16 protein-coding genes are annotated in these 22,432 nt (G+C 73.1%); 5 read left to right on the plus strand and 11 right to left on the minus strand.

Going from position 1 to position 22,432, the window contains the following annotated elements; genetic code table 11:
- Positions 1 to 200 precede the first annotated feature (200 nt).
- Entirely contained in the window at positions 201 to 1,901 is a 1,701-nt protein-coding gene (locus tag WME96_RS33010; RefSeq protein WP_437285562.1) for a DUF885 domain-containing protein, read from the plus strand.
- 49 nt (positions 1,902 to 1,950) lie between these two features.
- On the opposite strand, the gene WME96_RS33015 is transcribed toward WME96_RS33010, so the two are convergent.
- From WME96_RS33015 to WME96_RS33030, 4 genes are all read right to left on the minus strand, one after another.
- Positions 1,951 to 3,555 (minus strand): peptide chain release factor 3, encoded by a 1,605-nt coding sequence (locus WME96_RS33015; RefSeq protein ID WP_437285563.1) that lies wholly within the window; start codon positions 3,553 to 3,555, stop codon positions 1,951 to 1,953.
- 531 nt (positions 3,556 to 4,086) lie between these two features.
- A complete protein-coding gene (locus WME96_RS33020; protein ID WP_437285564.1) occupies positions 4,087 to 4,734 on the minus strand; it encodes a hypothetical protein in 648 nt (215 codons plus the stop codon).
- Positions 4,735 to 4,869: 135 nt separating this feature from the next.
- A complete protein-coding gene (locus WME96_RS33025; RefSeq protein WP_437285565.1) occupies positions 4,870 to 6,699 on the minus strand; it encodes an NAD(P)/FAD-dependent oxidoreductase in 1,830 nt (609 codons plus the stop codon).
- Positions 6,700 to 6,710: 11 nt separating this feature from the next.
- Positions 6,711 to 8,060, minus strand: coding sequence for a wax ester/triacylglycerol synthase domain-containing protein (locus WME96_RS33030; RefSeq protein WP_437285566.1), 1,350 nt, complete (start codon positions 8,058 to 8,060; stop codon positions 6,711 to 6,713).
- A 258-nt stretch (positions 8,061 to 8,318) separates the two neighbouring features.
- Here WME96_RS33030 and WME96_RS33035 point away from each other — a divergent pair, with 258 nt between their 5' ends.
- Positions 8,319 to 9,266 (plus strand): LysR family transcriptional regulator, encoded by a 948-nt coding sequence (locus WME96_RS33035; protein WP_437285567.1) that lies wholly within the window; start codon positions 8,319 to 8,321, stop codon positions 9,264 to 9,266.
- Between the two features lie 29 nt (positions 9,267 to 9,295).
- Here the strand turns inward: WME96_RS33035 and pilQ are convergent, their stop codons facing one another.
- The 5 genes from pilQ to pilM form a co-directional block, all read right to left on the minus strand.
- On the minus strand, positions 9,296 to 11,620 hold the full coding sequence (gene pilQ / locus WME96_RS33040; protein WP_437285568.1) for a type IV pilus secretin PilQ: 2,325 nt from the start codon (positions 11,618 to 11,620) through the stop codon (positions 9,296 to 9,298).
- An 87-nt stretch (positions 11,621 to 11,707) separates the two neighbouring features.
- Positions 11,708 to 12,361 carry a pilus assembly protein PilP gene (locus tag WME96_RS33045; protein ID WP_437285569.1) on the minus strand — a complete coding sequence of 218 codons (654 nt, stop codon included), beginning with the start codon at positions 12,359 to 12,361 and terminating at the stop codon, positions 11,708 to 11,710.
- Entirely contained in the window at positions 12,358 to 12,993 is a 636-nt protein-coding gene (locus WME96_RS33050) for a type 4a pilus biogenesis protein PilO (RefSeq protein WP_061618858.1), read from the minus strand. The genes WME96_RS33045 and WME96_RS33050 overlap by 4 nt, the downstream gene beginning before the upstream one ends.
- On the minus strand, positions 12,993 to 13,637 hold the full coding sequence (locus WME96_RS33055; protein ID WP_433928363.1) for a PilN domain-containing protein: 645 nt from the start codon (positions 13,635 to 13,637) through the stop codon (positions 12,993 to 12,995). Before WME96_RS33055 ends, WME96_RS33050 begins: the two co-directional genes overlap by 1 nt.
- Complete coding sequence (gene pilM, locus WME96_RS33060) at positions 13,634 to 14,695, minus strand: type IV pilus assembly protein PilM (RefSeq protein WP_433928365.1); 1,062 nt, start codon at positions 14,693 to 14,695, stop codon at positions 13,634 to 13,636. The genes WME96_RS33055 and pilM overlap by 4 nt, the downstream gene beginning before the upstream one ends.
- A 293-nt stretch (positions 14,696 to 14,988) precedes the next feature.
- Between pilM and WME96_RS33065 the strand changes: the two genes are divergently transcribed.
- Together WME96_RS33065 and WME96_RS33070 are read left to right on the plus strand one after the other, a co-directional pair.
- Positions 14,989 to 16,164 carry a DUF882 domain-containing protein gene (locus WME96_RS33065; protein WP_437285570.1) on the plus strand — a complete coding sequence of 392 codons (1,176 nt, stop codon included), beginning with the start codon at positions 14,989 to 14,991 and terminating at the stop codon, positions 16,162 to 16,164.
- A 203-nt stretch (positions 16,165 to 16,367) separates the two neighbouring features.
- Entirely contained in the window at positions 16,368 to 17,297 is a 930-nt protein-coding gene (locus WME96_RS33070; RefSeq protein WP_437285571.1) for a sigma-70 family RNA polymerase sigma factor, read from the plus strand.
- Positions 17,298 to 17,341: 44 nt separating this feature from the next.
- On the opposite strand, the gene WME96_RS33075 is transcribed toward WME96_RS33070, so the two are convergent.
- Positions 17,342 to 20,128, minus strand: coding sequence for a hypothetical protein (locus WME96_RS33075; RefSeq protein WP_437285572.1), 2,787 nt, complete (start codon positions 20,126 to 20,128; stop codon positions 17,342 to 17,344).
- Complete coding sequence (locus WME96_RS33080; RefSeq protein ID WP_437285573.1) at positions 20,125 to 21,507, minus strand: 3-keto-5-aminohexanoate cleavage protein; 1,383 nt, start codon at positions 21,505 to 21,507, stop codon at positions 20,125 to 20,127. The genes WME96_RS33075 and WME96_RS33080 overlap by 4 nt, the downstream gene beginning before the upstream one ends.
- Positions 21,508 to 21,565: 58 nt before the next feature.
- Between WME96_RS33080 and uppS the strand changes: the two genes are divergently transcribed.
- Positions 21,566 to 22,429 (plus strand): polyprenyl diphosphate synthase, encoded by an 864-nt coding sequence (uppS, locus tag WME96_RS33085; RefSeq protein ID WP_437292383.1) that lies wholly within the window; start codon positions 21,566 to 21,568, stop codon positions 22,427 to 22,429.
- The last annotated feature ends 3 nt before the right edge of the window (positions 22,430 to 22,432 follow it).

Genomic DNA, 22,432 nt, shown 5'->3' on the forward strand with positions numbered 1-22,432 from the left:
GCTAGAACGCGCAGGTGCGACGACAGGGTGCCCCCGATGAGCCTTCTTTTCTCAGCAAATTCCACACACGCCACGCTCTCCGCAGATCGCGCGGAGCCCTTTGCGGCTGTCTCCCCGTCCTCGTCGCGCACCTCGTCGCGTGCGGCTCGGCAGAGCCCGCCGCCCGGCCGCCCGCGCAGCCCGGGGCGCAGGAGGCGGTCGTGAGCGCGAGCGACGCCGGGGCCGGGGCGGCGGGCGCGGAGCGGGCGCTCGCGGCGCTGTCGACGCGCGTGCTCGAGGAGTACCTGCGGGACGAGCCGGTCCGGGCCACCGAGGCCGGGGATCACCGGTACGACGCCGCGTGGCCGGACGTCAGCGAGCAGGGCGAGGCGGCGCGGCGGCGCGCGCTCGAGGGCGCGCTGGCCGAGCTGCGCTCGGTGCCCGCGGAGGCGCTCGGCCTCCAGGGCCGCGTCGACGCGGCCATGATCGAGAACCAGCTCCGCTCCGCGCTGTTCGCGATCGACGAGCTCCGCGAGGCGACGTGGAACCCGATGGTCTACACCGGCCTCGTCGGCGACGGGCTCGACCCGCTGATCACGCGGAGCTTCGCGCCGATCGAGGAGCGCATGCGGAGCCTCGGCGGCCGCCTCTCGGGCGTCCCGGCGCTGGTCCGGACCGCGAAGCAGCGGCTCACGGCGGCGCCCCCGCGGATCCACACCGAGACGGCGATCACGCAGAACCAGGGGCTCATCGCGCTCTGCAAGGAAGAGCTGCCCTCGCGTTTCGCGGAGGTCCCGGCGCAGAAGGCCGAGCTCGAGGCGGCGGCGAAGGCCGCGGCCGCGGCGCTCGAGGACTTCCAGGCGTTCCTCGAGAAGGACCTGCTCCCGAGGAGCACCGGCGACTTCCGGCTGGGCCGCGCGCGCTTCGAGGAGAAGCTCCGCTTCTCGCTGGACGACGCGTCCATCGACATCGACGCGGTGGTCAAGGACGCCCGCGCGCTGCTCGCGCAGACCCACGCGGAGATGCTCGAGACCTCGAGGGAGCTCTGGCCGACGCTCTTCGGCAAGCAGCCCTTCCCGAAGATCGAGACGCGGGACGAGAAGATGGCCGCGATCCGGAGGGTCCTCGACGCGCTCGCGGCCGAGCGCCCGACGAACGCCACCATCGTGAAGGAGTCGGAGAAGCTGCTCGCCGCGGCGACCGCGTTCGTCCGCGAGCGCGATCTCGTGCGCATCCCGGACGAGCCGTGCCGGGTCATCGAGATGCCGGAGTACCGCCGCGGCGTCGCTGTCGCCTACTGCGACGCGTCGGGCCCGCTCGAGCCGAAGCAGGAGACGTTCTTCGCGATCGCGCCGACGCCGGAGGGCTGGCCGCAGGCGCGCGTCGACTCGTTCTACCGCGAGTACAACCAGAGCATGCTCGCCGAGCTCACGGTGCACGAGGCGATGCCGGGCCACTTCCTGCAGCTCATGCACAACAACAGGTTCCCCTCGAAGGTCCGCGCTGTCTTCTCGAGCGGCCCGTTCGTCGAGGGGTGGGCGGTCTACACCGAGTGGCTGATGGCCCACCACGGCTTCGGCGGCCCGAAGGTGCGGATGCAGCGCCAGAAGATGGTGCTGCGCCTCGCGGTGAACGCGATCCTCGACCACGGGGTGCACGCGGGCGCGATGGACGAGAAGGAGGCGCTCGCGCTGATGACGAAGGAGGCCTTCCAGGAGGAAGGCGAGGCCGTCGGCAAGTGGCGGCGCGCCCGGCTCACGAGCGCGCAGCTCACGACGTACTACCACGGCTTCACCGAGATGATGCGCCTGCGCGCCGAGCACGAGGGCAAGCCGGGCTTCACGGAGCGCGCCTACCACGACCGGCTGCTCAGCTACGGCTCGCCGTCGGTGCGGCACCTCAAGGCGCTGCTGGCGGAGTAGCGGCGAGCCGGTCCCTCCCGGCTCGCTCGCACGCGGACCAGCGCGGCGACTACACCGGGCTGATGGATCCGCCGAGCTCCACGAAGCGCGTCTTGGGGAACGCCTTCGCGCAGCTCTCGAGCTGCCAGTCGCCCTTGAAGAGCACGACCGCGTTGCCGTGCACGTCGAGGGCGCCGTAGCCGTAGAGGTTCGACTCGAGCTCGGCGAGGGGCACCGGCTCGCCCTCCACCCAGCGGGCCATGCTGAACGAGAGCCGCTCGATCCTGGCCTCGACGCCGTACTCGGCCGAGAGCCGGTGCTTCACGACGTCGAACTGGAGCTCGCCCACGACGCCGAGGATCGCCTCGCCCTCGCGCCCCTCCGGCGGCCGGAAGAGCTGCACCGAGCCCTCCTGCGCGAGCTGCTCGAGGCCCTTCTTGAGCTGCTTGCGCTTCATCGGGTCGATCATGACGACGCGGCCGAACTGCTCCGGCGGGAACTGCGGCAGCGCGGCGTACTTCACGGGCGAGCCGCTGCACAGGGTGTCGCCGATGAGGAAGAGCCCCGGGTCGAAGACGCCGATGATGTCGCCCGCGAAGCCGTCCTCCACGAGCGTGCGCTCCTGGGCCATGAACTGCACCGGGTTGGTGAGCCGGATGTCGCGGTCGAGGCGGACGTGGTGCACCTTCATGCCGCGCTCGTACTTGCCGGAGCAGACGCGGAGGAACGCGATCCGGTCGCGGTGGGCGCGGTCCATGTTCGCCTGGATCTTGAAGACGAACGCGGTGAAGCGGTCGTCGTCCGGGGCGATGGGGCCCTTGTCGCTGCCGCGCGGCGCGGGCGGGGGCATGAGCTCGATGAAGGCGTCCAGGAACTGCGGGAGGCCGAAGTTGGTGATGGCGCTGCCGAAGAACATCGGCGTGACCTCGCCGCGGGCGAGCTTGTCGCGGTCGAGCGCGTCGCCGGCGGCGTCGATGAGCTCGATGTCCTCGCGGAGCTGGCGGGCGCCCTCCTCGTCGACGGCCTCGACGAGCTCGGGGGCGTCGAGCGACACGACCTCCATCGGGGCGATCTCGGCGCCGTGCGCGACGAGCTCGAACAGGAACACCTGCTTGCGCTCGCGGTGGTACACGCCGCGGAATTTGCCGCCCGCGAAGATGGGCCAGGTGACCGGGTAGACGCCGATGCCGAGGACCTCCTCGACCTCGCCGATGAGCTCGAACGGGTCGCGGCCGGGGCGGTCGAGCTTGTTCACGAACGTGAAGATCGGCATCTGCCGGAGCTTGCACACCCGGAAGAGCTTCTTCGTCTGCGCCTCGACGCCCTTGGCGCAGTCGAGGATCATGATGGCCGCGTCGGTCGCCATGAGCGCGCGGTAGGTGTCCTCGCTGAAGTCGGCGTGGCCGGGGGTGTCGACCAGGCTCAGGAGGCGGCCCTTGTACGGGAACTGAAGGACGCTGGTCGAGATGGAGATGCCGCGCTCGCGCTCCATCTCCATCCAGTCGCTGACAGCGTGGGCCCGCGCCTTCTTCGCCTTCACGGCGCCGGCGAGCTGGATCGCACCACCGTAGAGCAGGAGCTTCTCGGTGAGGGTGGTCTTGCCAGCGTCGGGATGGGAGATGATCGCGAACGTCTTACGGCGGGCGATCTCGCGGGTGAGCGTCGGGTCGGGCACAGCGGCGGGGCAGGATAGGAGCGGTGGGGGCTGCGTCAACCCATCCTTCCATCCTTATCCGGAGGGCAACGGCCGGGGCGGGAGGGGGTGGCTCGCGAACGGGCGGGCGGGGGTCCCCCCACGAACTCGGGCCTTTTGGGGGGCTATTGCCGGAGGAACGGGAGGCTCGATCCGGAGGGTGGTGACTGCGGTGCGGGCCGGCCCTCGGATTCGTGGGGCCCACCCCCGCCCGCCCGTTCGCGAGCCACCCCCTCCCGCCCCGGCTCCCGCAGCAATCAAGAACCAGCCCCCCGCTGGGCTCGAGAACCACCTCGCCAGGGATCGAGAACCACCTCGCCAGGGATCGAGGACCACCTCGCCAGGGATCGAGGACTACCCCGCCAGGGATCGAGGACTACCCCGCCAGGGATCGAGGGCTACCCCGCCAGGGATCGAGGACTACCCCGCCAGGGATGGATGACCACCTCGCAGGGATGGATGGCCACCTCGCAGGGGTTGGATGACCACCTCGCAGGGGATGGGGGGGCTTCGTTACTTCGCGGCGCGAAGGGAGAGGGTGACGGTGACGCCGACGGGGTCGGCGCTGGGGGTGCCGATGGTGCGGTTCTTCAGGAACTGACGGATGCAGCGCTGGGCGTCGGGCGTCACACCGCGGGCCTCGAGGATCTCGACCCCCTCGGCACGGCCACGGACTCGGACCAGGAACTGGATCTTCACGCTGCCCGATGCGCCGGAAAGCCCGCCATGATCGGCGACGCACTGCGCGAGATCGGGGGAGACCTTCTCGAGCCGCTTGGCCACGTTCGGGACGTCGCCATTCATGAACTCGGGCTCCTTGATCTCCACGACGGGAGGTGGGGCCGAGACGACGGCGGCGTCCGGGGGGCCGCCGTCGATGGGGGGGCCGGCGTCGCCGCCATCCGGGGGCGGGGCGCCGGCGTCGTCCGGGGGGGGCTCGGGCTGCGGCGGCGGCGGGAGCCAGCCAGCATCGGCCTCGCCCGGCTCGAGACAGCGCACGAAACCACGGTGCGGATCCTCCAGCGCGCCGTGCGGACACCGCGGAGCACCCGCGTCCGACGTCGCCGCGGTCACCCAGCCCTGGCCCGACGAATCCTGCGGCGACGCGGGGGACGCGCCGCCCTCGGCCGCGGCGCTGACACACGCGCCGACGGCGCCCATCGACAGCGCCACGGAAACCGCCCACGGACCCAGACGCCCACTTGCTGCTCTCCACCGCATCAGGCGCCTGTGATACTGCGGAACGGACGCGCGTACAGGAGAAACCGCGGGCAGCTCGCAGAGCCCCCCCGGATCCTAGAGGGCGATATGAGCGAGCGACCCCGCCGACGCGTCCCAGAGCGCCCGGGCCCGCGACAGCACCGCTGCGTGCGCCGCCGTCCCCGCGGCCGGCCCGGTCACCGAGACCTCACCGCCCGCCCCGAGCTCCACCCGCTCGACCCCCGCGTCCGGGAACTCGCCCCGGAGCTCCCGGGTCATCCGCTCCGCGATGCGCTCGAGGAGCCGCGTGAGCCGCTCGGGCGTGATGTCCCGGAACACGAGCACCTGCGGGAGCTTGAGCTCCGAGACGACGCGCGCGCGGTCCGACAGCCCCCGCTCGCCGAGCCGCCGCTCCACCAGCGCCGCAAACACGCTCCCGTACGCCCGGTCGACCTGCTCCCGCCGGAACCCCTCGTCGATCGTCGGCCCGAGCCGCGTCTCGAGCTGCGCGACGCCGTTGAGCCCGTTGGCGAAGCGCCCCTCGTTCTGCGCGAAGTACTCGCCCCGTGCGCGTAGATCACTCGCCAGCGACGCGAAGTGCTCGCCCATCGTGGAGAGGGCGCGCAGCACCAGATCGGTGAACCTGAGCTCCTCCCGGATCCAGCCCACGTCCGTCACGCGATCGGCCATGAACGGCCAGGCGACGAGGTTGTAATAGTTGTTGAAGTCGAGCAGGTACTTCAGCCGGTAGAGCTCGAAGCTGCCGAACATCGGGTACATGCGCTCGTAGAGCCGGAGCGTGCTGTCGTACTTGAACCGATAGTACGCGTCGTACGCCGCGACCTTCTCCTCGAACCCGGCCCGGTCGCCGGCCACGTCGGAGAGGATCAGCTGCGTGATGAACTCGTTCGCGGTCGCGATGAAATCGGATCCAGGGCTGTAGAACGGATCGGTAAACGCGCCCGCCTCGCCGGTGACCGCGTAACGGTCGGTCGAGAAGTACTGCTCTGCGTGGTACGGCAGATGCGCGTAGCTCTGGAAGTCCTCGAGCTCCGCCCCCTCTAGCAGCTCGCGCGCGGCGCGGTGGGCGCCGAGGAACCGCTCGAAATCCGCGCGCGTGCGCGGCCCGGGGAGCGTGCCAGCAGGCGCGTTCCCCTCGCCGATCCGGTCCTTGTCGAACACGACGCCCACGCTCATCAGGTCGCCGGCGAGCGGGATGAACCAGATCCAGTACCCGTCGTACATGAAGTGGTTCGTCGACAGGTGGCGCGCGGTGTACCGCGCGCGCGACCGCCACGCGGCGTCGGTCACCGCGTCGAGCCCCGCGACGCCGCGGTAGCGCCCCCACGCGGCCGCCGTGTTGAGGCGCGTCTCCTTGTGGACCTTCACGCCGAGCTTCCGGAAGAGCACGTGCCGCCGCCCCGAGGCGTCGCACACCCAGCGGCAGGCGACCTCGCGCCGCTCGCCGCCCTGCTCGTAGACGACCCGGTGCCGCCCGCGCCCGTCGATCGCGACGTCGACCACCTTGGCGCCGAGCTCGACCTCCGCGCCCGCAGCGCGGTTCATGGTGACGAGATCGCGCTCCAGCCGCGCGCGCTCGAGCTGGAAGCTCGGGTGGAACGGCATGTGGTCGGAGCCGATCTCGCTCATCCGAGGGAGCGGGAGATCCTTGCCCTCCGAGTCGAAGAAGAAGCGGAGCCCGTTCTTGGGGAGCTGGTGCTGGTAGAGGTACGTGCCGAGGTTCAGCCGGCGAACCATGTAGTTGGCCGCGACCTCGACCGTGCTCTCTCCGACCTTGTAATCCTCCATCGCCGGGGCGGCCTCGAGCACGAGGACCCCGAGATCGGGGCACGCGAGGCGGAGCTGACGCGCGAGGAGGCCGCCGGCGATGCCGCTGCCGATGATGACGATGTCGACGTTGCGCATGACGCCGGCCCTTATACCCCGCCCTCCGCCGCCGGCCCGGGCTCTCCGAGCAGCTCCGCGCGGAGCGCGGCCGGCATCGCCGCGGCCTCCTCCGGGCGGAGCAGCCCGTCGCCGTGGACGATCGACGCCGAGAGGCGCCCGCCGAAGCGGCTGAAGATGACCTGGAAACCCGGCGGCGTGACCACCGCGGGCAGCGGGTAGGCCGAGCGCACCGGCAGCCCCGCGAACCGCTCCACCGTCACCGCGCCGGGGTTCGAGACGATCAGCGAGGCGAGCTCCCCCTGGAACGGCTGGTCGCCGAGCCAGCGGTAGACCGGGCCGGGGAGCCAGCGCGCCAGATCGAGCGCGGCGACCATGGCGAGGTCGAGCCTGTCGCGCACCATGGCGCGCTGCTGCTCGGCCAGGCGCGCCACCGCGCGGGCGTCGTCGTGGAGCTCGTCGCGGCCGAGCGAGAGCAGGACCATCGTGAGGTGGTTGCCGAAGAGCCGCCGCGAGCCGGCCTTCGGGTCGAGCGAGAGGGGCAGCGGGATCACGTGGTGCGGCGGGGCGAAGCCGCGGGCAACGAGCGCCCTGTCGGCGAGCCGCGTCGCCGCGATCAGCATGAGGCTCGACTCGGCGAGGCGCGCGCGCTGCCGCACCCGGACGTCGAACGCGCGGGTCTCGTCCGCCGAGAGCGTGAGCCGGTGGACGCGCGAGACAGCGGCCCGCACGCCGTTCCTGTCGCTCGCGCACGCCCGCGCGAGCGACAGGATCGGCGCGCGCCCGAGCGCCAGCACGTGGGCCTTGTAGGCGCGCGCCAGGGCGAGCCGCTCGTCGCGGCCGAGGGCGGCCAGCAGGCGCTCCGGGGTGTCGTGCCGCTCCTGCCGCAAGGGCGGCTCGTCCGGCGCGTCGCCGCTGCCGGAGCCGAGCCAGGCGACCAGCCGGTCGGCGCCCTTGCCGTCCGTCAGCGCGTGGTGGTGGCGGAACACGACCGTGTCGCCCTCCCCCGCCGCGCGCACGACGTCGAGCGCCCACGGCCGCTCCCCGGAGGTCCGGTCCGCGAGCAGCGCCTCGACGCGCGCCGCGCGCTCGCGCTCGCCGGCCACCTCGTGGAGGCGCGGCTCGGGGGCGCGCCGGTGGTGATCGACCACCCAGCGAGGCCGCCCGGCCCGGCCGAGCACGCTGTTGTCGAGCCGGAAGCGGAGCTCGGGCAGCGCCCGGGTCGCGCGCTCGAGGCGCGCCGCGAGCCGGCCCATGTCGAGCCGGCCGTCGAGCTCGAGCACATACAGGCAGTGATTGCCGGCCTGGCCGCGCGATCGCATGGCGCGATCGTTCATGAGGTGGAAGAAGTCGATCCCCCCGAGCAGAACGGTCGATGTCATGGTCTCCGCGGGGCGCCGCCGGTCGGGTGGAGCCGCGGGCGACCGTAGCAGCCAGGCCGGCCGCGCGACCAGCGGCCGCGAGCGCCGGATCGGTCATCTCGCCCACGCCGCCGCGCTTTCCCGCGCGCGGCCGCGCCTTGCCGATCATTCTATTGTAGTTTCAACCACTTGCCGCGCATCGCCGCGCCCCGGCGCCCGGCGCGCAAGAAAACGTAAGTATCCGCTTCGTGGATACAGCGGCCGGTCTATATCCCGCCCGTGAATCTCTCGGCGATCGACGTCAACCTCGTGATCGCGCTCGACGCCTTGCTCCAGGAGCGCAGCGTGACGCTCGCGGCCCGCCGGATCGGCCTCAGCCAGCCCGCCATGAGCCACGCGCTGACGCGGCTGCGCGAGCTCTTCTCCGACCCGCTGCTCATCCGGGTCGGCCGGCAGATGGCGCTCACCTCGCGCGCCGAGGCGATGACCCCGCAGGTCGCGGCGATCATGCTCGACCTCGCGAGCCTCTTCGGCGGGACGACGCCGGCCTTCGACCCCGCGACGAGCGACCGCGCCTTCCGGATCGCCACGACCGAGTACGTGGAGCTCCTCCTCCTGCCGCAGCTCAACGCCGCGCTCGCGCAGGGCGGGCCGCGGCTCGCCGTCCACCTGCTCCCCCTCGACGCCCGCGCCGTGGACGCGCTCCGCAACGGCGAGATCGACCTCGCGATCGGCGTCCTCCCGCCGGACGGGCTCCCCTCGGACCTCCGCCGCGCGGCGCTCCTCGAGGACCGCTTCGCCGGGCTCGCGCGCGCGAGCCACCCGACCGCGCGCGGTCGCGTCGACCTCCCGACCTACGCCGCCCTCCCGCACGTCGTCGCGTCCCGGCCCCGGGCGCACGGCGCGCACGAGGGCGTCGCGGACGACCTCATCGCCGCGCGCGGCGTCGCGCGCCGCGAGGTCATGGTCGTGCCGAACGTGCTCCTCCTGCCGCACGTCGTCGCGGCCTCGGACCTCGTGGCGACCGTGGCCACGCGCCTCGGCCGGGCGTTCTCGAGCGTGCTGCCGCTCCGCACCTTCGACCTGCCGTTCGAGCTGCCGACGATCGAGATCGCCATGGCGTGGAACAGCCGGACCGAGCACGACCCGGCGCGCGCGTGGCTGCGCCGGCTCGTGACGGACGCCGTCCCGCAGATGCGCGAGCCGCCCCGGCGGAAGCGCGTGTGACGGGCGCGCCGGCGCGCCGGCGCGGCGCGCTACCGGCCGAGCGCCTCGGCGCGGTTCACGATCCGCGGCGTCAGGAAGATGACGAGCTCGCTCCGCGTGTCGCTCGCGCGGCGCCGCTGGAAGAGGAGGCCGAGGACGGGGATGTCCCCGAAGAAGGGCACCTGATCGAGGTTCCGGCCGGTGTTGCGGGTGAAGATCCCGCCGATCACCGCCGTGTGCCCGTCCATGATGAGGAGGTCGGTCTCGGCCTCGCGCTTCAGGATGGTGGGGTCGCCGCGGGCCGAGGTCTGGTTGAAGTCGGGCTCGTCGCGGTTGATCTTCACGTGCATCGCGACGCTGCCGTCCGAGGTGACGTGCGGCTTCACGAGGAGCTGGAGCTTCGCCTCCTGGAAGGTCGTCTGCACGCCCTGGGCGCTGATCTGCGAGAACGGGATCAGCGTGCCCTGGCTGATCCGCGCCTCCTTGTTGTCCAGCGTGAGGATGCGCGGGCTCGAGACGATCCGCAGCATGCCGCTCGCCTCGGCCGCGGAGAGCCGGACGCCGAGGTTGACGGTGTTGTTGATCGAGCCGAGCGTGAAGCCGAGCGCGCCGCCGGTCCCCGTGCCGACGATCGCCGGCAGGTTCACCGCGAAGTTCGGGTTCGAGACCTGGTTCGCGAACGGCGAGAGGCCGCCGGTCGGGGTGTTCGAGTCGGTCGCGCCGCCGGCCACGCCGATCGCCGACGGGAACACGAGCCCCGTCGGGTTGCCGGTCGCCGCGCTGAACGTCCCGTCGCCGCCCCACTGGATGCCGATGTCGCGCACGTAGCGGCTCGTCGCCTCCACCACGCGCGCCTCGATCAGCACCTGCGGCGTCTGCGTGTCGAGCGAGCGGACCAGCTCCTCGATCTGGTTCAGGTTGCCCGCGACGTCGCGCGCGATGAGCACGTTCGTCCGCTCGTCGACCGCGAGCGAGCCGCGCGGCGACAGCATGTCCTTCGAGCGATCCTGGAGGTCCCGCGCGTCCGCGTAGTTGATCGGGATGAGCCGCGTCTCGATCGGCGCGAGCTGGAGCTCGCTCTTGCGCCGCGCGATCGCGAGCTCCCGCTCCTTGTTGAGGTCGGCGATCGGCGCGACGCGGATCATGTTGCCCTGGCGGACCACGCCGAGGCCCTTCGCCTGGAGCACCGTCTCGAGCGCTTGGTCCCACGGGACGTTGCGCATCCGGATGGTGACCGTCCCGCTCACGTTGTCGGCGGTCACGATGTTGACCCGCCCGACGTCGGAGATCAGCCGGAGGACGTTGTGGATGTCCGCGTCCTTCAGGTCGAGGTCGATGCGCCGCCCCGTGAACCGCCGCTGCTGCCCGGCGATCGCGGGCGTGAAGGCGCCGGCCTGGTCCGGCTCGACCAGCGACTCCTGGCTGCTCGCCGCCCCCTCGAACGACGTCTCGATCCTCGGCGCGCCGCCGTCGAGCGCCTCCTCGCGCGCGACCGTGCGCGTCCGCCGCGCCGCGCGCCCGTCCGCGGCGATCCCCGAGAGGGTCGAGGGCAGCGCCCCCCGCGCCACGCTGAGCACCAGCGCGTTCCCCTCGCGCGCGACGGCGCCCGCCGCCCCCTCGGCCTGCTCGACCTCGACGACGACCTTCGAGCCGTCGCTCTTGCGCCGGAACGTCGAGATCGCGCGCACCGGGCCGCCGAAGGCGCCGACGTCGAGCGTGCGCTGGAGCGCGTCCGGGAGCCGCACGCCGCTCAGCTCGATGACGCGGCGGCCGCCCTTGCCTGTCGACTCGCGGTAGCTCGGGATCGACGAGAGCTCGATGACGACCCGATCGATCGTCGCCTGGTGCTCGAAGCGCACGTCGGTGATCGCCGCCGGCTCGCGGGCCGGCGCCGCCGCCGCGGGGCCGCTCGGGGCCCGCGCCGCCATGGGCGCGGTCGCGGCGGCGGCGGCGAGCTCGACCACGAGCGCGCCCTGCTCGGCGCGGACCCGGTAGGCCGCCGGGCGCGCGAGCTGCACGAGCACGCGCGTCGTGCGCCGGGCCGCCTCGCCGAACCCCTGCGTCATCACCCCGGCCACGATCGCGTTGCCGTCCGTGATCGCGCCGGGCGCCCCGCTCATCTCGGCGCCCTCGAGGTCGATGAGGAGCCGCTTGCCGCCGTCCGCGACCCGCGCCGAGAAGCGCGGCGCGCCGCTCGTCGCGACAACGATCTCGGCCCTGTCGTCCGCCGGCGCCGCGAGCCTGACGTCGCTGACCTTGATCGGGGCAGCGGCGCCTGCGTCTCCTGCAGGAGCGCCGAGGCTCAACATCACCCCGAGCACCGCAGCACGGCGAAGCGCGCCCCGCTTCGGGCGATAGTCTCGATTGCTCTTCATTGCACTCCCGCTTCGCGGTGACGCGAGGTCGCGTCACGCTGCCGGGAGGCTACTTCGGGTGCCCGGGGCGGGCCCAATTCGTGGCGTTCACGGGTTGCCGAGGATCGGCTCGTCCGCGTCGCCGAGCGGCCTCAGCGCGATCACGCGCGTGGTCGGCGGGATCTCCGGGTGGGACGGGTCCTCGCGGATGAAGACGACGTCGGAGTCGCGGATCCGGTCGACGCGCCAGTTCACGGCCACGTCGACGCCGGTGGGGCCGCCCGCGTGCACGATCTCGGCCTTGCCGACGAAGTCGCCCACCTTGATCACCCACCCGAGGCCGGTCGGATCGGTGAGCAGCGCGCGGGCGGGCGCGCGCGAGACGACGCCGACCAGCTTGAGCTCGTCGAGCGCGAAGCGGTCCACGAGGACCTGCCGCTGGATCGTCACCCGCCCCCGGGCCTGCGTCGCGAAGAGCGACTCGAAGCTCCGGAACGGGTCGCGGCTCCGGTCGCTCTCGGAGAAGTCGGCCTCCTGGAACTCGCGGAGCGGCAGCGGCGGCATCTCGGGCGCGCCGGCGTCCGCCGCCGCGGACGCGGACGCGCCGGCCGCGGGGGTGCGCGGCGGCGAGGCGGTGGCCGGCGGCGCCGCGCCGGGCATCGTGGTGGAGGTGACGATCTGCTCGTCCTCGCACCCCGCGAGCGCGAGGGCGAGGGCCGTGGTCGCCCCGAGGGCGAGCAAGAGCGCGCGCCCGCCCCTCACCGGACACCTCCGCCCCGCCGCTTCACGCCGCTCGTCGGGGTCTCCCCCGCGCGCACGGCGCGGAACGCGGTCGCGAGGCACTCCACCTCGACCTCCACGTCGGTCCCCACGACCTTCGGCTGCTTGATCTGGACCTCCTCGAGGTTGATGATGCGGTCGAGCTGCCCCACCCCGTGGAAGAACTTCGCCACCTGGTGGAACTTGCCGCTGAGCGTCAGCTTCATCGGCACCTTGGCGAAGAACTCCTGCGGGACCTCCTCGGTGGGGCTCCACGACGTCAGGTTGACGCCGGAGACGGTCGCGACGCCCTGGATCGCCGAGAGGAATGCCGGCGTCTCGGACTCGTCCGGCAGGATCTTCTTCTGCTCGCGGCTGAGCTGCTCGCGCCGGGTCTTCTCGTCGAGGTCCTTCTGGTAGGCGGCCTTCGACGCCTGCGCCTTGGTGAGCTCCGCCTGGAGCACCTGCTGCTTCTGCACGGCGCCCTCGATCTGGGAGTCCACGTCGGCGTAGAAGCCGACGAAGTACAGGATGCCGACGAGCGCCGCGAAGAGCGCGCCGACGCCGACCTTGGCGAGCGGCGGCAGCCGGTCGAGCGCCGAGCCGGCCTGCGCGGGGTTGGGCTTCGTGGCCATCAGTACCTCACCTTGAGCTGCAGCGCGAACGAGACGAGCTCCAGCCGCGACGCCTTCTCGTTCTCTTTCTTCCCCGGCAGGAGCTGCACGTCATAGAAGTACGACGACAGCTTCAGCCGCTGGGCGAGCTCGTAGACATCGGTGCCGTCGCGCGCGAGCCCCTCGACGCGCACCGTGCGCTCGGACTCGACGTAGCTCGTGAGCCACAGCCGCCGGCTGTCCCACGACGGGTTGTAGACGGCGAGCGGGTTCTCCTTGCGGAGCTGGGCGAGCTTGTCCGGGTCGGCGGTCGGCCCCTTGCCGTTCGTGAGGAGCTGCGCGAGCTCGAGCAGCACCGCCGTCGGCCCGCTGCGCGCCGCCTGGAGCTTGGCGATCGCGTCCTCGCGCGCGCGGAGCACCTCGAGCGACTTCTTGATCTCCTCGTGGTTCGAGACGAGCGTGCGGATGTCCTGGATCTGGCTCTGGAGCACCGTGTTCTTGCGCGTCTGCTCCTCGAGCTCCTCGACCTTGGTCTGGTGGAAGAGGAAGAGCGCGACGATCTCGAGGATCACGACGCCGAGCGTGATGAGCAGCCAGCGCTGGCTCGCCTGGGGCGGGGCCCCGCGGGCGCGGCCGCGCTGCGGGAGCAGGTTGACGCGGATCACGAGCGCTTCTCCCGGTCCTTGCGCATCGCGAGCCCGAGCGAGACGCAGAACTGCGCCGCCCGGAGCCGGAGCAGCTCCTGGTTCACTTCCTTCGCTTCCACGGTGATGCGCTCCATCGGCTGGATCAGCTCGACGGCCACCCGGGCGCGCCGCCCGATCGCGGCGGGCAGCGCGGGCAGGTTGGACGAGCCGCCGGTCAGGTAGATGCGGTGCATGTCGCCCTCACCGCTCGTGGCCAGGAAGAAGTCGAGCGAGCGCTGGATCTCGCCGGCGATGGAGTCGCACACCTGCTCGATGGTCTCGATGACCTGGGCGGGCACGCCGCCCGGGCCCGAGGTGACGCTGGCGCACTTGAACTCCTCGGCCTGCTCGAAGCTGATGCCGAGCTTGCGCTGGATCTGCTCGGTGATGTAGTTGCCGCCGTTGCCGATGTCGCGGGTGAACGCGCTCGCGCCGCGCGACACGATGTTGATCGACGCGAGGCTCGCGCCGACGTTGATGATGGCGAACGTCTGGTCCGGCGGGATGCCGCGGTTCACCTCGAACAGGTTCTGCACGGTGAACGCGTCGATGTCGACCACCATGGGCTTGAGCTTCGCCGTCCTGGCGATCTGGGTGTAGTCGTTGATCTCGTCGCGCTTCGCGGCGACGAGCAGGAGGTCCATCTGCCCGGCCTCGGGGCGGCGGCGCAGCACCTCGTAGTCGACGTGCACGTCCTTGATGTCGAAGGGGATGTGCTGCTCGGCCTCCCACTGGATCTGCTCGTCCAGCTCGGCGGCGGTCATGAGCGGCACCGTGATCTTGCGGATGATGACCGCCTGGCCGCTGATGCTGAGCGCGATCTCGCGCTGGCGGATCCTGGCCTCGGAGAAGGCGCGGCCGAGCGCCTCGACGATGGCCTGCGCGTTCATCACGTGGCCGTCGACGATCGCCTGCGGCGCGAGCGGCGCGTAGCCGAGCCGCACGAGGCCGTAGCCTTTGCGACCTTCCTTGATCTGAGCGACCTTGATCGCGCTCGATCCGATGTCGACCCCGATCAAGTTCTTGCCTTCCGACATCCGGTCCGTCCTGGTCCGCGCCCGCCACGGTGAAGAAAGGAGAGCCCGGGCCGCGTTGCCCGGCGCTCGCGCGCCCCGTCTCCTCTGATGGCTTCTGGTCGCTTCCGGCGAAGCTTCGCACCACCGCCGATCGCGGGGCAAAAAACCGCTTTACGCTTGCCTGCCGCCCGCCTATCGAAGCTCGATACGCGGTGCGGCGCCCCCGGGTTGACCGGCCGGCGCGCGCCAGCCCAGGGTAGCACCGTCCGGGGCTCGATCGCCGGGCACGGATGACGTCAGGTCAGAGTCCCCTCATGCATCCGGACTTCTCCCGTTTCCGCGGCCCCCGCGGGCCCCACGCCAGCGCCGCGATGGAGCCCCGCCCCCTGTCCTCGCGGCTGCGCTCTGCGCTCGCCGCCCTCGCCGCGGCCTTCGTCCTGATCGCGGCGCCCGGCGCCGCGCTCGCCGAGGACGGCGAGCACACCGTCTACGCCGGCCAGACGCTCGGCAAGATCGCGAAGCGGTACCGGATCACGGTCGACGCGCTCCGCGAGGCGAACGGGCTCAAGCCTGGCCAGAAGATCCACCCGGGCCTCGTCCTCGTGATTCCCGAGCGGGGCAAGCCCGGCGCGCGGTCCACGCCGGCCGCGTCGACCCGGGGCGCGGCGCGGCGCGACACGCCGGAGCGGAACCGCAGCGCGAGCGCGAAGGAGCGGGCCGCCGAGGCGCTTCCGCGCGGCAAGGGGTCGGCGAAGCGGGACGCGAAGGCCGACGCCCGGTCGATGCCGCCGAACAAGCGCTACGAGCAGCGATCCAAGCGCCCCGGATGGGTCCGCCTGGCGCGCGGCGCCGAGCGGCTCGAGCTCCGGCTGCTCACGCCGAAGGGGCGCCTCGTCCCCAAGGCCCTCCCCAAGCTCAGCCGGTTGATGCGCGCGTCGCCCACCGCGTCGATCCCGATCGACCCGCGGCTCGCGACGCTCATCGGCATGGTGAGCGACCACTTCGGCGGCAGGACGATCCGCGTCGTGAGCGGTTATCGGCCCTACTCTCCTACCCAGTACACCCCGCACTCCAACCACAACTTCGGTCGCGCCGTCGACTTCATGGTCGAGGGCGTGCCCAACACCGTGGTCCGCGATTTCTGCCGCGGGTTTCGCAACGCGGGAGTGGGATATTACCCCAACTCTACGTTCGTTCACCTGGACGTCAGATCAGATAAGGTCTACTGGGTGGATTACTCGAGGCCTGGAGAGCCGCCGCGCTACGAGGGCGCGAGAGGCTCTGTCGGGGCCGACGAGGCCGCGCGAGATGTCCCCCTCTCGGCAGAAGAAGAGGTGTATGGGTCAGGCGGGCCCCGCACCACGCCTTCGCAACCCGCGAATACTACAGGGACAAACCTGGATGCGGGGAGCAGCGTCGGGGACACACAGAAGAGCCTGGGTTCAGGAGCACCCACCCCGGTCCCGGCCGCTTCACCGGGCGGAAGGTGAACTGCCCAGGTCGCTGGCTAGTATCCACACACTGAACATCCGCACCAGACACAATTGCACGGCTCCAGCTTGCACGCTGCGAGAGTTGTGGCACCAATCCACCTCACGTGCAGCAATCGACCCGACTGCAGCGGGAGGGGTTCCCTCCTCTCAGGTCACTCCCCCCGTGCTGTGACGGGGAAGAGTTTGTCCAGCCGGTCATCATGGGCACGACGTGCCCGGTCGACACGTGTGACCGCGCGCTGATCGAGGCGCCCACGGCGCTCGGTCTCCCGTCGCTCCAGTCCCTTGAGCCGCTCGACACGCTCGATGCGGCGCCGGGCCTCCCGGTCCAGGAGCCCGCCGCGGCTCGCGCGCACGATGCATGGGAGTCGACGGACATCGCGTCAAGCTGCGCGAACGATTTCTGGGAATCCGCGGAGACCGCGACTTCCTGTGCGATCGAGGAGGCGTGGGGGTCGGCGGAGCCGGAGGGCGTCGCGAGCGGCCCGCCCTGCTGTACCGACGCGGCCTGCGCGAGCGGGCCGCGTGACCGAGAGCCGCCGTGCGCGCCGCTCCGTCCCGAGGTGCTGAAGGGGTACTTCCCGCTCGTGCGCAAGCTGGTGCGGCAGGTGTCGCGGCACCTGCCGCCCAACGTGCAGCGCGACGACCTGCTCAGCGCGGGCATGCTCGGGCTCGTCGACTCGCTCCGCAAGAACGGCGGGAGCGACGGCGAGACGTTCGCCGGCTACGCCAAGCTCCGGATCCGCGGCGCGATCGTCGATGAGCTCCGCGCGCAGGACTGGCTCTCGAGGCGGGCGCGCGAGGCGGTGGAGGCCGCCGGGGCCGCCAGCGGGACCTGCGGATCGACCGTCTTCGTGAGCCTCAGCGAGGTGACGCCGACCGAGGAGTCGGTGCACATGGCCGGGGGCGACGACCCGATCGAGGCGATCTCGGCGCAGGCGACCCGGCAGGCCCTGGCCTTCGCGATCGCCCAGCTCCCCGAGCGGGAGCGGCGCGTGATCGGCATGTACTACTTCGAGGGCGCGAAGCTGAAGGACATCGGCGCGGAGCTCGGGGTCGGCGAGCCGCGCGTGTCGCAGCTCCACACGCGCGCGCTCGGGATGCTGCGCGGCATGCTCTCGCACGCCTGATCTCCTTCAGGTCAGCCCCACGCCTGCCCGCTCGGCCCGCGCGATCACGGGGGCACGTCCCCGGTGAGCCGGCGCGCCCGGCCGGGCATCGCGAGGCCGACCGCGAAGAGGGCGGTCTCGTCGTAGGCCTGCTGCAGGGCGGGGTCGCCCGAGGCCCGGTGCACGAAGGCGTTGCGGTGCGCGCCGCGATCGAGCGCGACGACGCGGGCGCAGCCGAGGTCGAGCAGCGCCTCGGTCGTCGCCTCGTCGCTGTCGAACGTCGTCGTGGCCACGAGGAGCGTGCCGTCCTCGAGCACGCAGACGGCGCCGCGCCGGCGCATGGTGCCGATCTCGCGCGCCTCGGGCCGCAGCCTGCCGTCGTCGGCGGTGAGCGGCAGCTCGGTGGCATCCATGTCCGGCGCGAGCTCGACGCCGCCGGCCGGGCGGATCTCGACGCGGCCCCGGCGGACCAGCAAGAGGCCCCCCTCGCCGCGGAAGCGGAGGCCGATCGTGCCGCCGACGGCGAGCCCGCGCGGGCCGCGCCGCCGGCCGGTGCCGACGCCGATCGCCGCCAGCACCTGCTGCCGCTCGTCCGCGGGCACCTCGGCGGCGAGCTTCGGCGCGCTCCGCGGCGAGATCTCGCGCGAGCCGGCGCGGAGGCGGAAGAGGAACCGGTCCGGCGCGAAGGCGTGCACGCGGACCTGCGCGCCGAGGTGCACGGCGCTCGCGGCGTACACGGCCGGGCTCCACGCGGGGGGCGGCTGCGCGCCGCCGTCCTGGGCCCAGTCCACGCGCTCGCCCGGGAGCGACAGATCGGGCGGCGGTGGGCCGTCCGTCGAGCGCGACTCGAAGTAGAGAAAGGGGCCCGGGGAGGCGGACGCGACGTGCGCCGGCGGCGCGATCGACATCGCGGGCGCGAGGCGCTCGGCGGTCAGGGTGCCGTCCTGCTGGGCGCTCAGGAAGGCGACCCCGAGCGCGTCCGGCGCCCTGCCCAGCGAGACGCCGGCAACGCACCCGGCGCGCGCGAGCGCCGCCCGCAGCGCGGCCGCGTCGAGGGCGCCGCCCCATGCGTGGACGACGAAGCCGCGGTCGGTTACGCACAGCGCCGCGCGCTCGACGACGAGGTCGTCGCCGTCTCCGGGCGGGAGCGCCGCGTCGGGCGGGGCGCTCGCCGCGGGCGCGGCGGCGAGGGCGGGGAGCGGGGCCGCGGCGCTCGCCGCATCGAAGAGCGAAGGGCCCTGCCAGAGCGCCCAGGGAAAGCGCCTCGGCCCCTCGCCGCGGAGGGCGCCGGCGCTCGGGGCCGCGGGGCGCTGCCACAGCGCCCAGGGCACGCGCTGGAGATCGCCGGCGGACGGCCACGCGCCGACGTACGGGCGGCCCGAGACGTCGACCCCGAGCGTCGCCGCGCCGTCGCGCGGCGGCACGAGCGCGCGGCCGCCGACGACCATGCCGAGCGCCTCCACGTCCGCGTCCACGGGCCGCGCGACCGGGTCGCGCGGCCTCGGGACGCCGAGGCCGATGGCGCCGCGGAGCGTGGACGCGTCGGGGAGCTTCCCCGTGCCGCGCGGGCCGACGGTCGGCCGGGGCGCCTCGAAGCCGGCCTGCAGGGTGAACTTGATGTGCCGCGTGTCGATCGCGAGCAGGTGGACGAGCATCTCGCGTCGCTGCGGGTCGGGGCGGATGGTCGTTGCGACGAACGGGCTCGCCGGGCGTTGCGGGTCGCCCTCGATCCCGGGGAGCACGCGCGGGAGCGACGGCGCCACCAGCGTCCAGGCCCCCTCCCCCGACAGCGGGGGATCGACCGCCGGCGCGACCGGCGGGGGCGGCCAGAGCGAGGGCCACCCCTGCGGCGCGGGCTCCGGAGACGCCGGGCCGTGCGTCAGGTACGCGCCGGCGGGCTCGGCGCGGAGCCCCGAGGTCGCGCGGTCCGCGGCGAGCGCGAGCCGCTCGGCGGCGGCGGCGGCTCCCGGACCGAGCAGCCGTCCGGCGGACGGCCCGGCGAGCTCCGCGAACGAGGGCACGCGGCGCGGGACGCGGTGCGCGCGGGCGCCGAACGGGTCGTTGCCGCCCGTGTCGATCTCGCCGGTGCCGGCGCTCAGCGCCGCAGGCACCGCCTCGGGCCCGAGCGCCATCACGAGGGCCTCGTCGGCGAGGTCGAGCCGCGCCGACGCGGGCGGGCTGTCGAACCAGATCTCGGTGCGCGACGCGCCGGCCGCGCTGCCGGTCTCGATCCAGCCGTCGATCGCCGCGCGCAGCCGCTCGCCGAGGGATCGCGGGCGCGCGTCGCCGGCGAGATCGAGCAGCGTGATCCCCTGGACCGCGCCGAAGGCCGACGTGGTCACCGCGACGCGGCGGCCGCGGGCCACGAGGTTGCGGTCGTCGCCGAGGGGCGTCTCGGTCAGGTTGCGGACGCCGCCGAGGCTCACCGGCCGCCCGGAGCGGGTGAGCCGCACGCGCGCGCGGTACAGGTCGGCGGCGCCGCGCCCGTCCGGCGCGCGCTCGGCCTCCGCCGCCTGCGCCGCGCCGTCGGTCGGGCGCTCCGCCTCCCCCGCTCGCGCCGCGCCGTCCGGCGCTCCCTCCGCGTCCGGCGGGCGCGCGACGCCCAGGAACAGCACCCGGCGGCCCAGCAGCGCGTCGGAGAAGAACCCGCCGCGCTCCTCCCAGACGAAGTCGTCCGGGCTGACCGTGCCGCCGATCGCCTCCCCGAGCATCCCGGCGATCGCGTCCGCGGTGCGGGCGGGCGGCGACGGCGTGGAGAGCCGCGCGGCGGCCCCGACCAGGGCGACGCCGAGCGCGACCGGGAGCCGGCCGCGCAGGTGATCGGCCCATCTGGAGAGCGATCGGTCGGTCATCCCTGCGCGACCGCGCTCCCTCCTCCGACAGCGCCGGGCTGGGACGCCGCGGCGCGCGGGCGGATCCCGAGGAGCTGGCGCGCGCGATCCGGATCGACCACCTCGCGGCCGATGCTCCGCGCGAACGCGGCGGCGCGCGCGACCAGCGGCGCGCTCCCCTCGGCGAGCACGCCCTTGTCCAGGTAGATGTTGTCCTCCAGCCCGACCCGGGCGTGCCCGCCGAGCTGCATGGCGAGCTCGGTCATCGGGCGCTGGTGGCGGCCGACGGCGGCCACGCCCCAGGTGGCGCCTCGCGGGATCTGGCTGATCATGAAACGGAGCACGTCCTCTCGCGCCGCGATGCCGCCGGGCACCCCCAGCACGAACTGGAAGTGGAGCGGCTCCTCGAGGAGCCCCCCGGCGAACAGGCTGAGCGCCTCGTGGATATGGCCGACCTCATAGCACTCGAGCTCAGGGATGCTCCCCGCCGCGCGGATGCGCGCCGCCATATCCCGGATGAGCGGCCGGGTGTTGTCGAAGATCGCGTCGCCGAAGTTGATCGTGCCGCAGTTCAGGGTCGCCATCTCGGGCTTGCAGAGCAGCGGCTGAGCGCGCTCGTCGACGCTCATCCCGACGGCGCCGCCCGTCGACGTCTGGACGATGACGTCCGTCTTCTCCTGGATGGCCGCGATCGCCTCGGCGAACAGCGCGCTCGACTGGCTCGGCGACCCGTCCGGGTTCCGGACGTGCAGGTGGATCACCGCCGCGCCCGCGTCGCGGCAGCGCGCCGCCTCGTCCGCGAGCTCGCGCGCCGTGACGGGCAGGTGCGGCGTCTGGGCGCGGGTCGTCTCGGCGCCGACGATCGCCGCCGTCAAGATGAGGGCGCTGTTCGGCGGCGTGACGATGATCCGGGGCGGCGGCGTGATGATCGGCCGCGGCTCCGGGAGCTGCGCGTGGTCCGGGGGCGGCGCCGACAGCGCCGGCAGGACGAGGCGCGGCCGACGCTGGAGCTCCTTCGGGACGACACAGGTCCCGAGCGCCCGGCAGACGATGACCGGCTCGGCCAGCGCGTCCGCCGCCGAGGGCGCCACCCCGGGTTCGCGGACGCTGGCGACGACCTTGCGCGCCTCGAAGGCCATCGCGCGCGACGTGGCGCCGACCTTGGTGACCACCCCGGTCGCCTCGATGAAATCGCCTGCTCGGACCGGGGCGAGGAACTCGACCGCCTCGTACGCGCGGAAGAGACCCTCGTCGCCGTCCAGACGGATGAGGAGCTCGGTGGCGACGTCCCCGAAGAGCGCGAGAATACGCGCGCCGTCACACAGCTCCCCCGCGTAATGTGCGTCGTGCGCGCCCATCCTGACGCGCAGCGTGACCGTGAGACCAACCCCAGTGCTCATGGGCGTGAAGACTCAACAGTCGACAGTCGGTAGTCAACAAGGGAAACTCCCCCCGCCGATGAACCTCGTAGAAGCCAGAAATCTCCCGCGCCACGTCGGAATCATCATGGATGGCAACGGCCGCTGGGCCGAGCTGCGCGGCGAGCCGCGCGAGGCCGGCCACAAGGCCGGCAGCGCCGCCGTGCGGCGGATCGTGCGCGCCTGCCGGAGGCTCGGCGTCGAGGCGCTGACCCTGTACGCCTTCAGCGAGCAGAACTGGGCGCGGCCCCGCAACGAGGTCGACGCGCTCATGGGGCTCCTGCGGGAGTTCCTGATGAGCGAGCGCGGCGAGATCCTCGAGAACGACATCCGCCTGGTCGCGATCGGCGACATCAGCCGGCTCCCCGAGTTCGTGCGCGAGGTGCTCGACCCGCTGCGCAAGGCGTCCTCCGCCAACATGAGGATGACGCTGGCGCTGGCGCTGTCCTACGGGGCGCGCGAGGAGATCGCCGCCGCGGCGCGCGAGCTCGCGATGGAGGCGGTCGCCGGCCGGCTCGATCCGGAGGCGATCGACGGCGCGCTGCTCGCCGCGCGGCTGCCGAGCCTGAGCGTGGGCGAGCCGGATCTCATCATCCGCACCGGCGGCGAGCAGCGGCTCTCGAACTTCCTGCTCTACGGCGCCGCGTACGCCGAGCTGTCGTTCACCGAGCGGCTGTGGCCGGACTTCACCGAGGACGACCTCTTCGCGGCGATCGCGGCCTACCAGCAGCGCGACAGCGGCGTCGAGCCGCAGCGCGACGGCGCCGCCGGGCCCGCGCGCGGGTCGCAGGGCGGTGGCGGCGGCGGGGGCGAGCCGGTCGGCGCGCACGGCGCGCGCGACGGCGGTCGGCCGTGGCGCGCGCGCGAGCTCGCCTCTCACAACGGTTCACGGACGGGAGTCTGACGC

Source organism: Sorangium sp. So ce406 (assembly GCF_051474675.1).
Classification (GTDB): domain Bacteria; phylum Myxococcota_A; class Polyangia; order Polyangiales; family Polyangiaceae; genus Sorangium; species Sorangium cellulosum_G.

Bases quoted from the DNA above. Each gene is read 5' to 3' on its own strand.
- uppS (WP_437292383.1), top strand. From the start codon at position 21,566: ATGAACCTCGTAGAAGCCAGAAATCTCCCGCGCCACGTCGGAATCATC.
- WME96_RS33050 (WP_061618858.1), bottom strand. From the start codon at position 12,993: ATGGCCACGAAGCCCAACCCCGCGCAGGCCGGCTCGGCGCTCGACCGG.
- pilQ (WP_437285568.1), bottom strand. From the start codon at position 11,620: ATGAAGAGCAATCGAGACTATCGCCCGAAGCGGGGCGCGCTTCGCCGT.
- WME96_RS33065 (WP_437285570.1), top strand. From the start codon at position 14,989: ATGCATCCGGACTTCTCCCGTTTCCGCGGCCCCCGCGGGCCCCACGCC.
- WME96_RS33080 (WP_437285573.1), bottom strand. From the start codon at position 21,507: ATGAGCACTGGGGTTGGTCTCACGGTCACGCTGCGCGTCAGGATGGGC.
- WME96_RS33075 (WP_437285572.1), bottom strand. From the start codon at position 20,128: ATGACCGACCGATCGCTCTCCAGATGGGCCGATCACCTGCGCGGCCGG.
- WME96_RS33030 (WP_437285566.1), bottom strand. From the start codon at position 8,060: ATGACATCGACCGTTCTGCTCGGGGGGATCGACTTCTTCCACCTCATG.
- WME96_RS33025 (WP_437285565.1), bottom strand. From the start codon at position 6,699: ATGCGCAACGTCGACATCGTCATCATCGGCAGCGGCATCGCCGGCGGC.
- pilM (WP_433928365.1), bottom strand. From the start codon at position 14,695: ATGTCGGAAGGCAAGAACTTGATCGGGGTCGACATCGGATCGAGCGCG.
- WME96_RS33070 (WP_437285571.1), top strand. From the start codon at position 16,368: ATGGGCACGACGTGCCCGGTCGACACGTGTGACCGCGCGCTGATCGAG.
- WME96_RS33020 (WP_437285564.1), bottom strand. From the start codon at position 4,734: ATGGGCGCCGTCGGCGCGTGTGTCAGCGCCGCGGCCGAGGGCGGCGCG.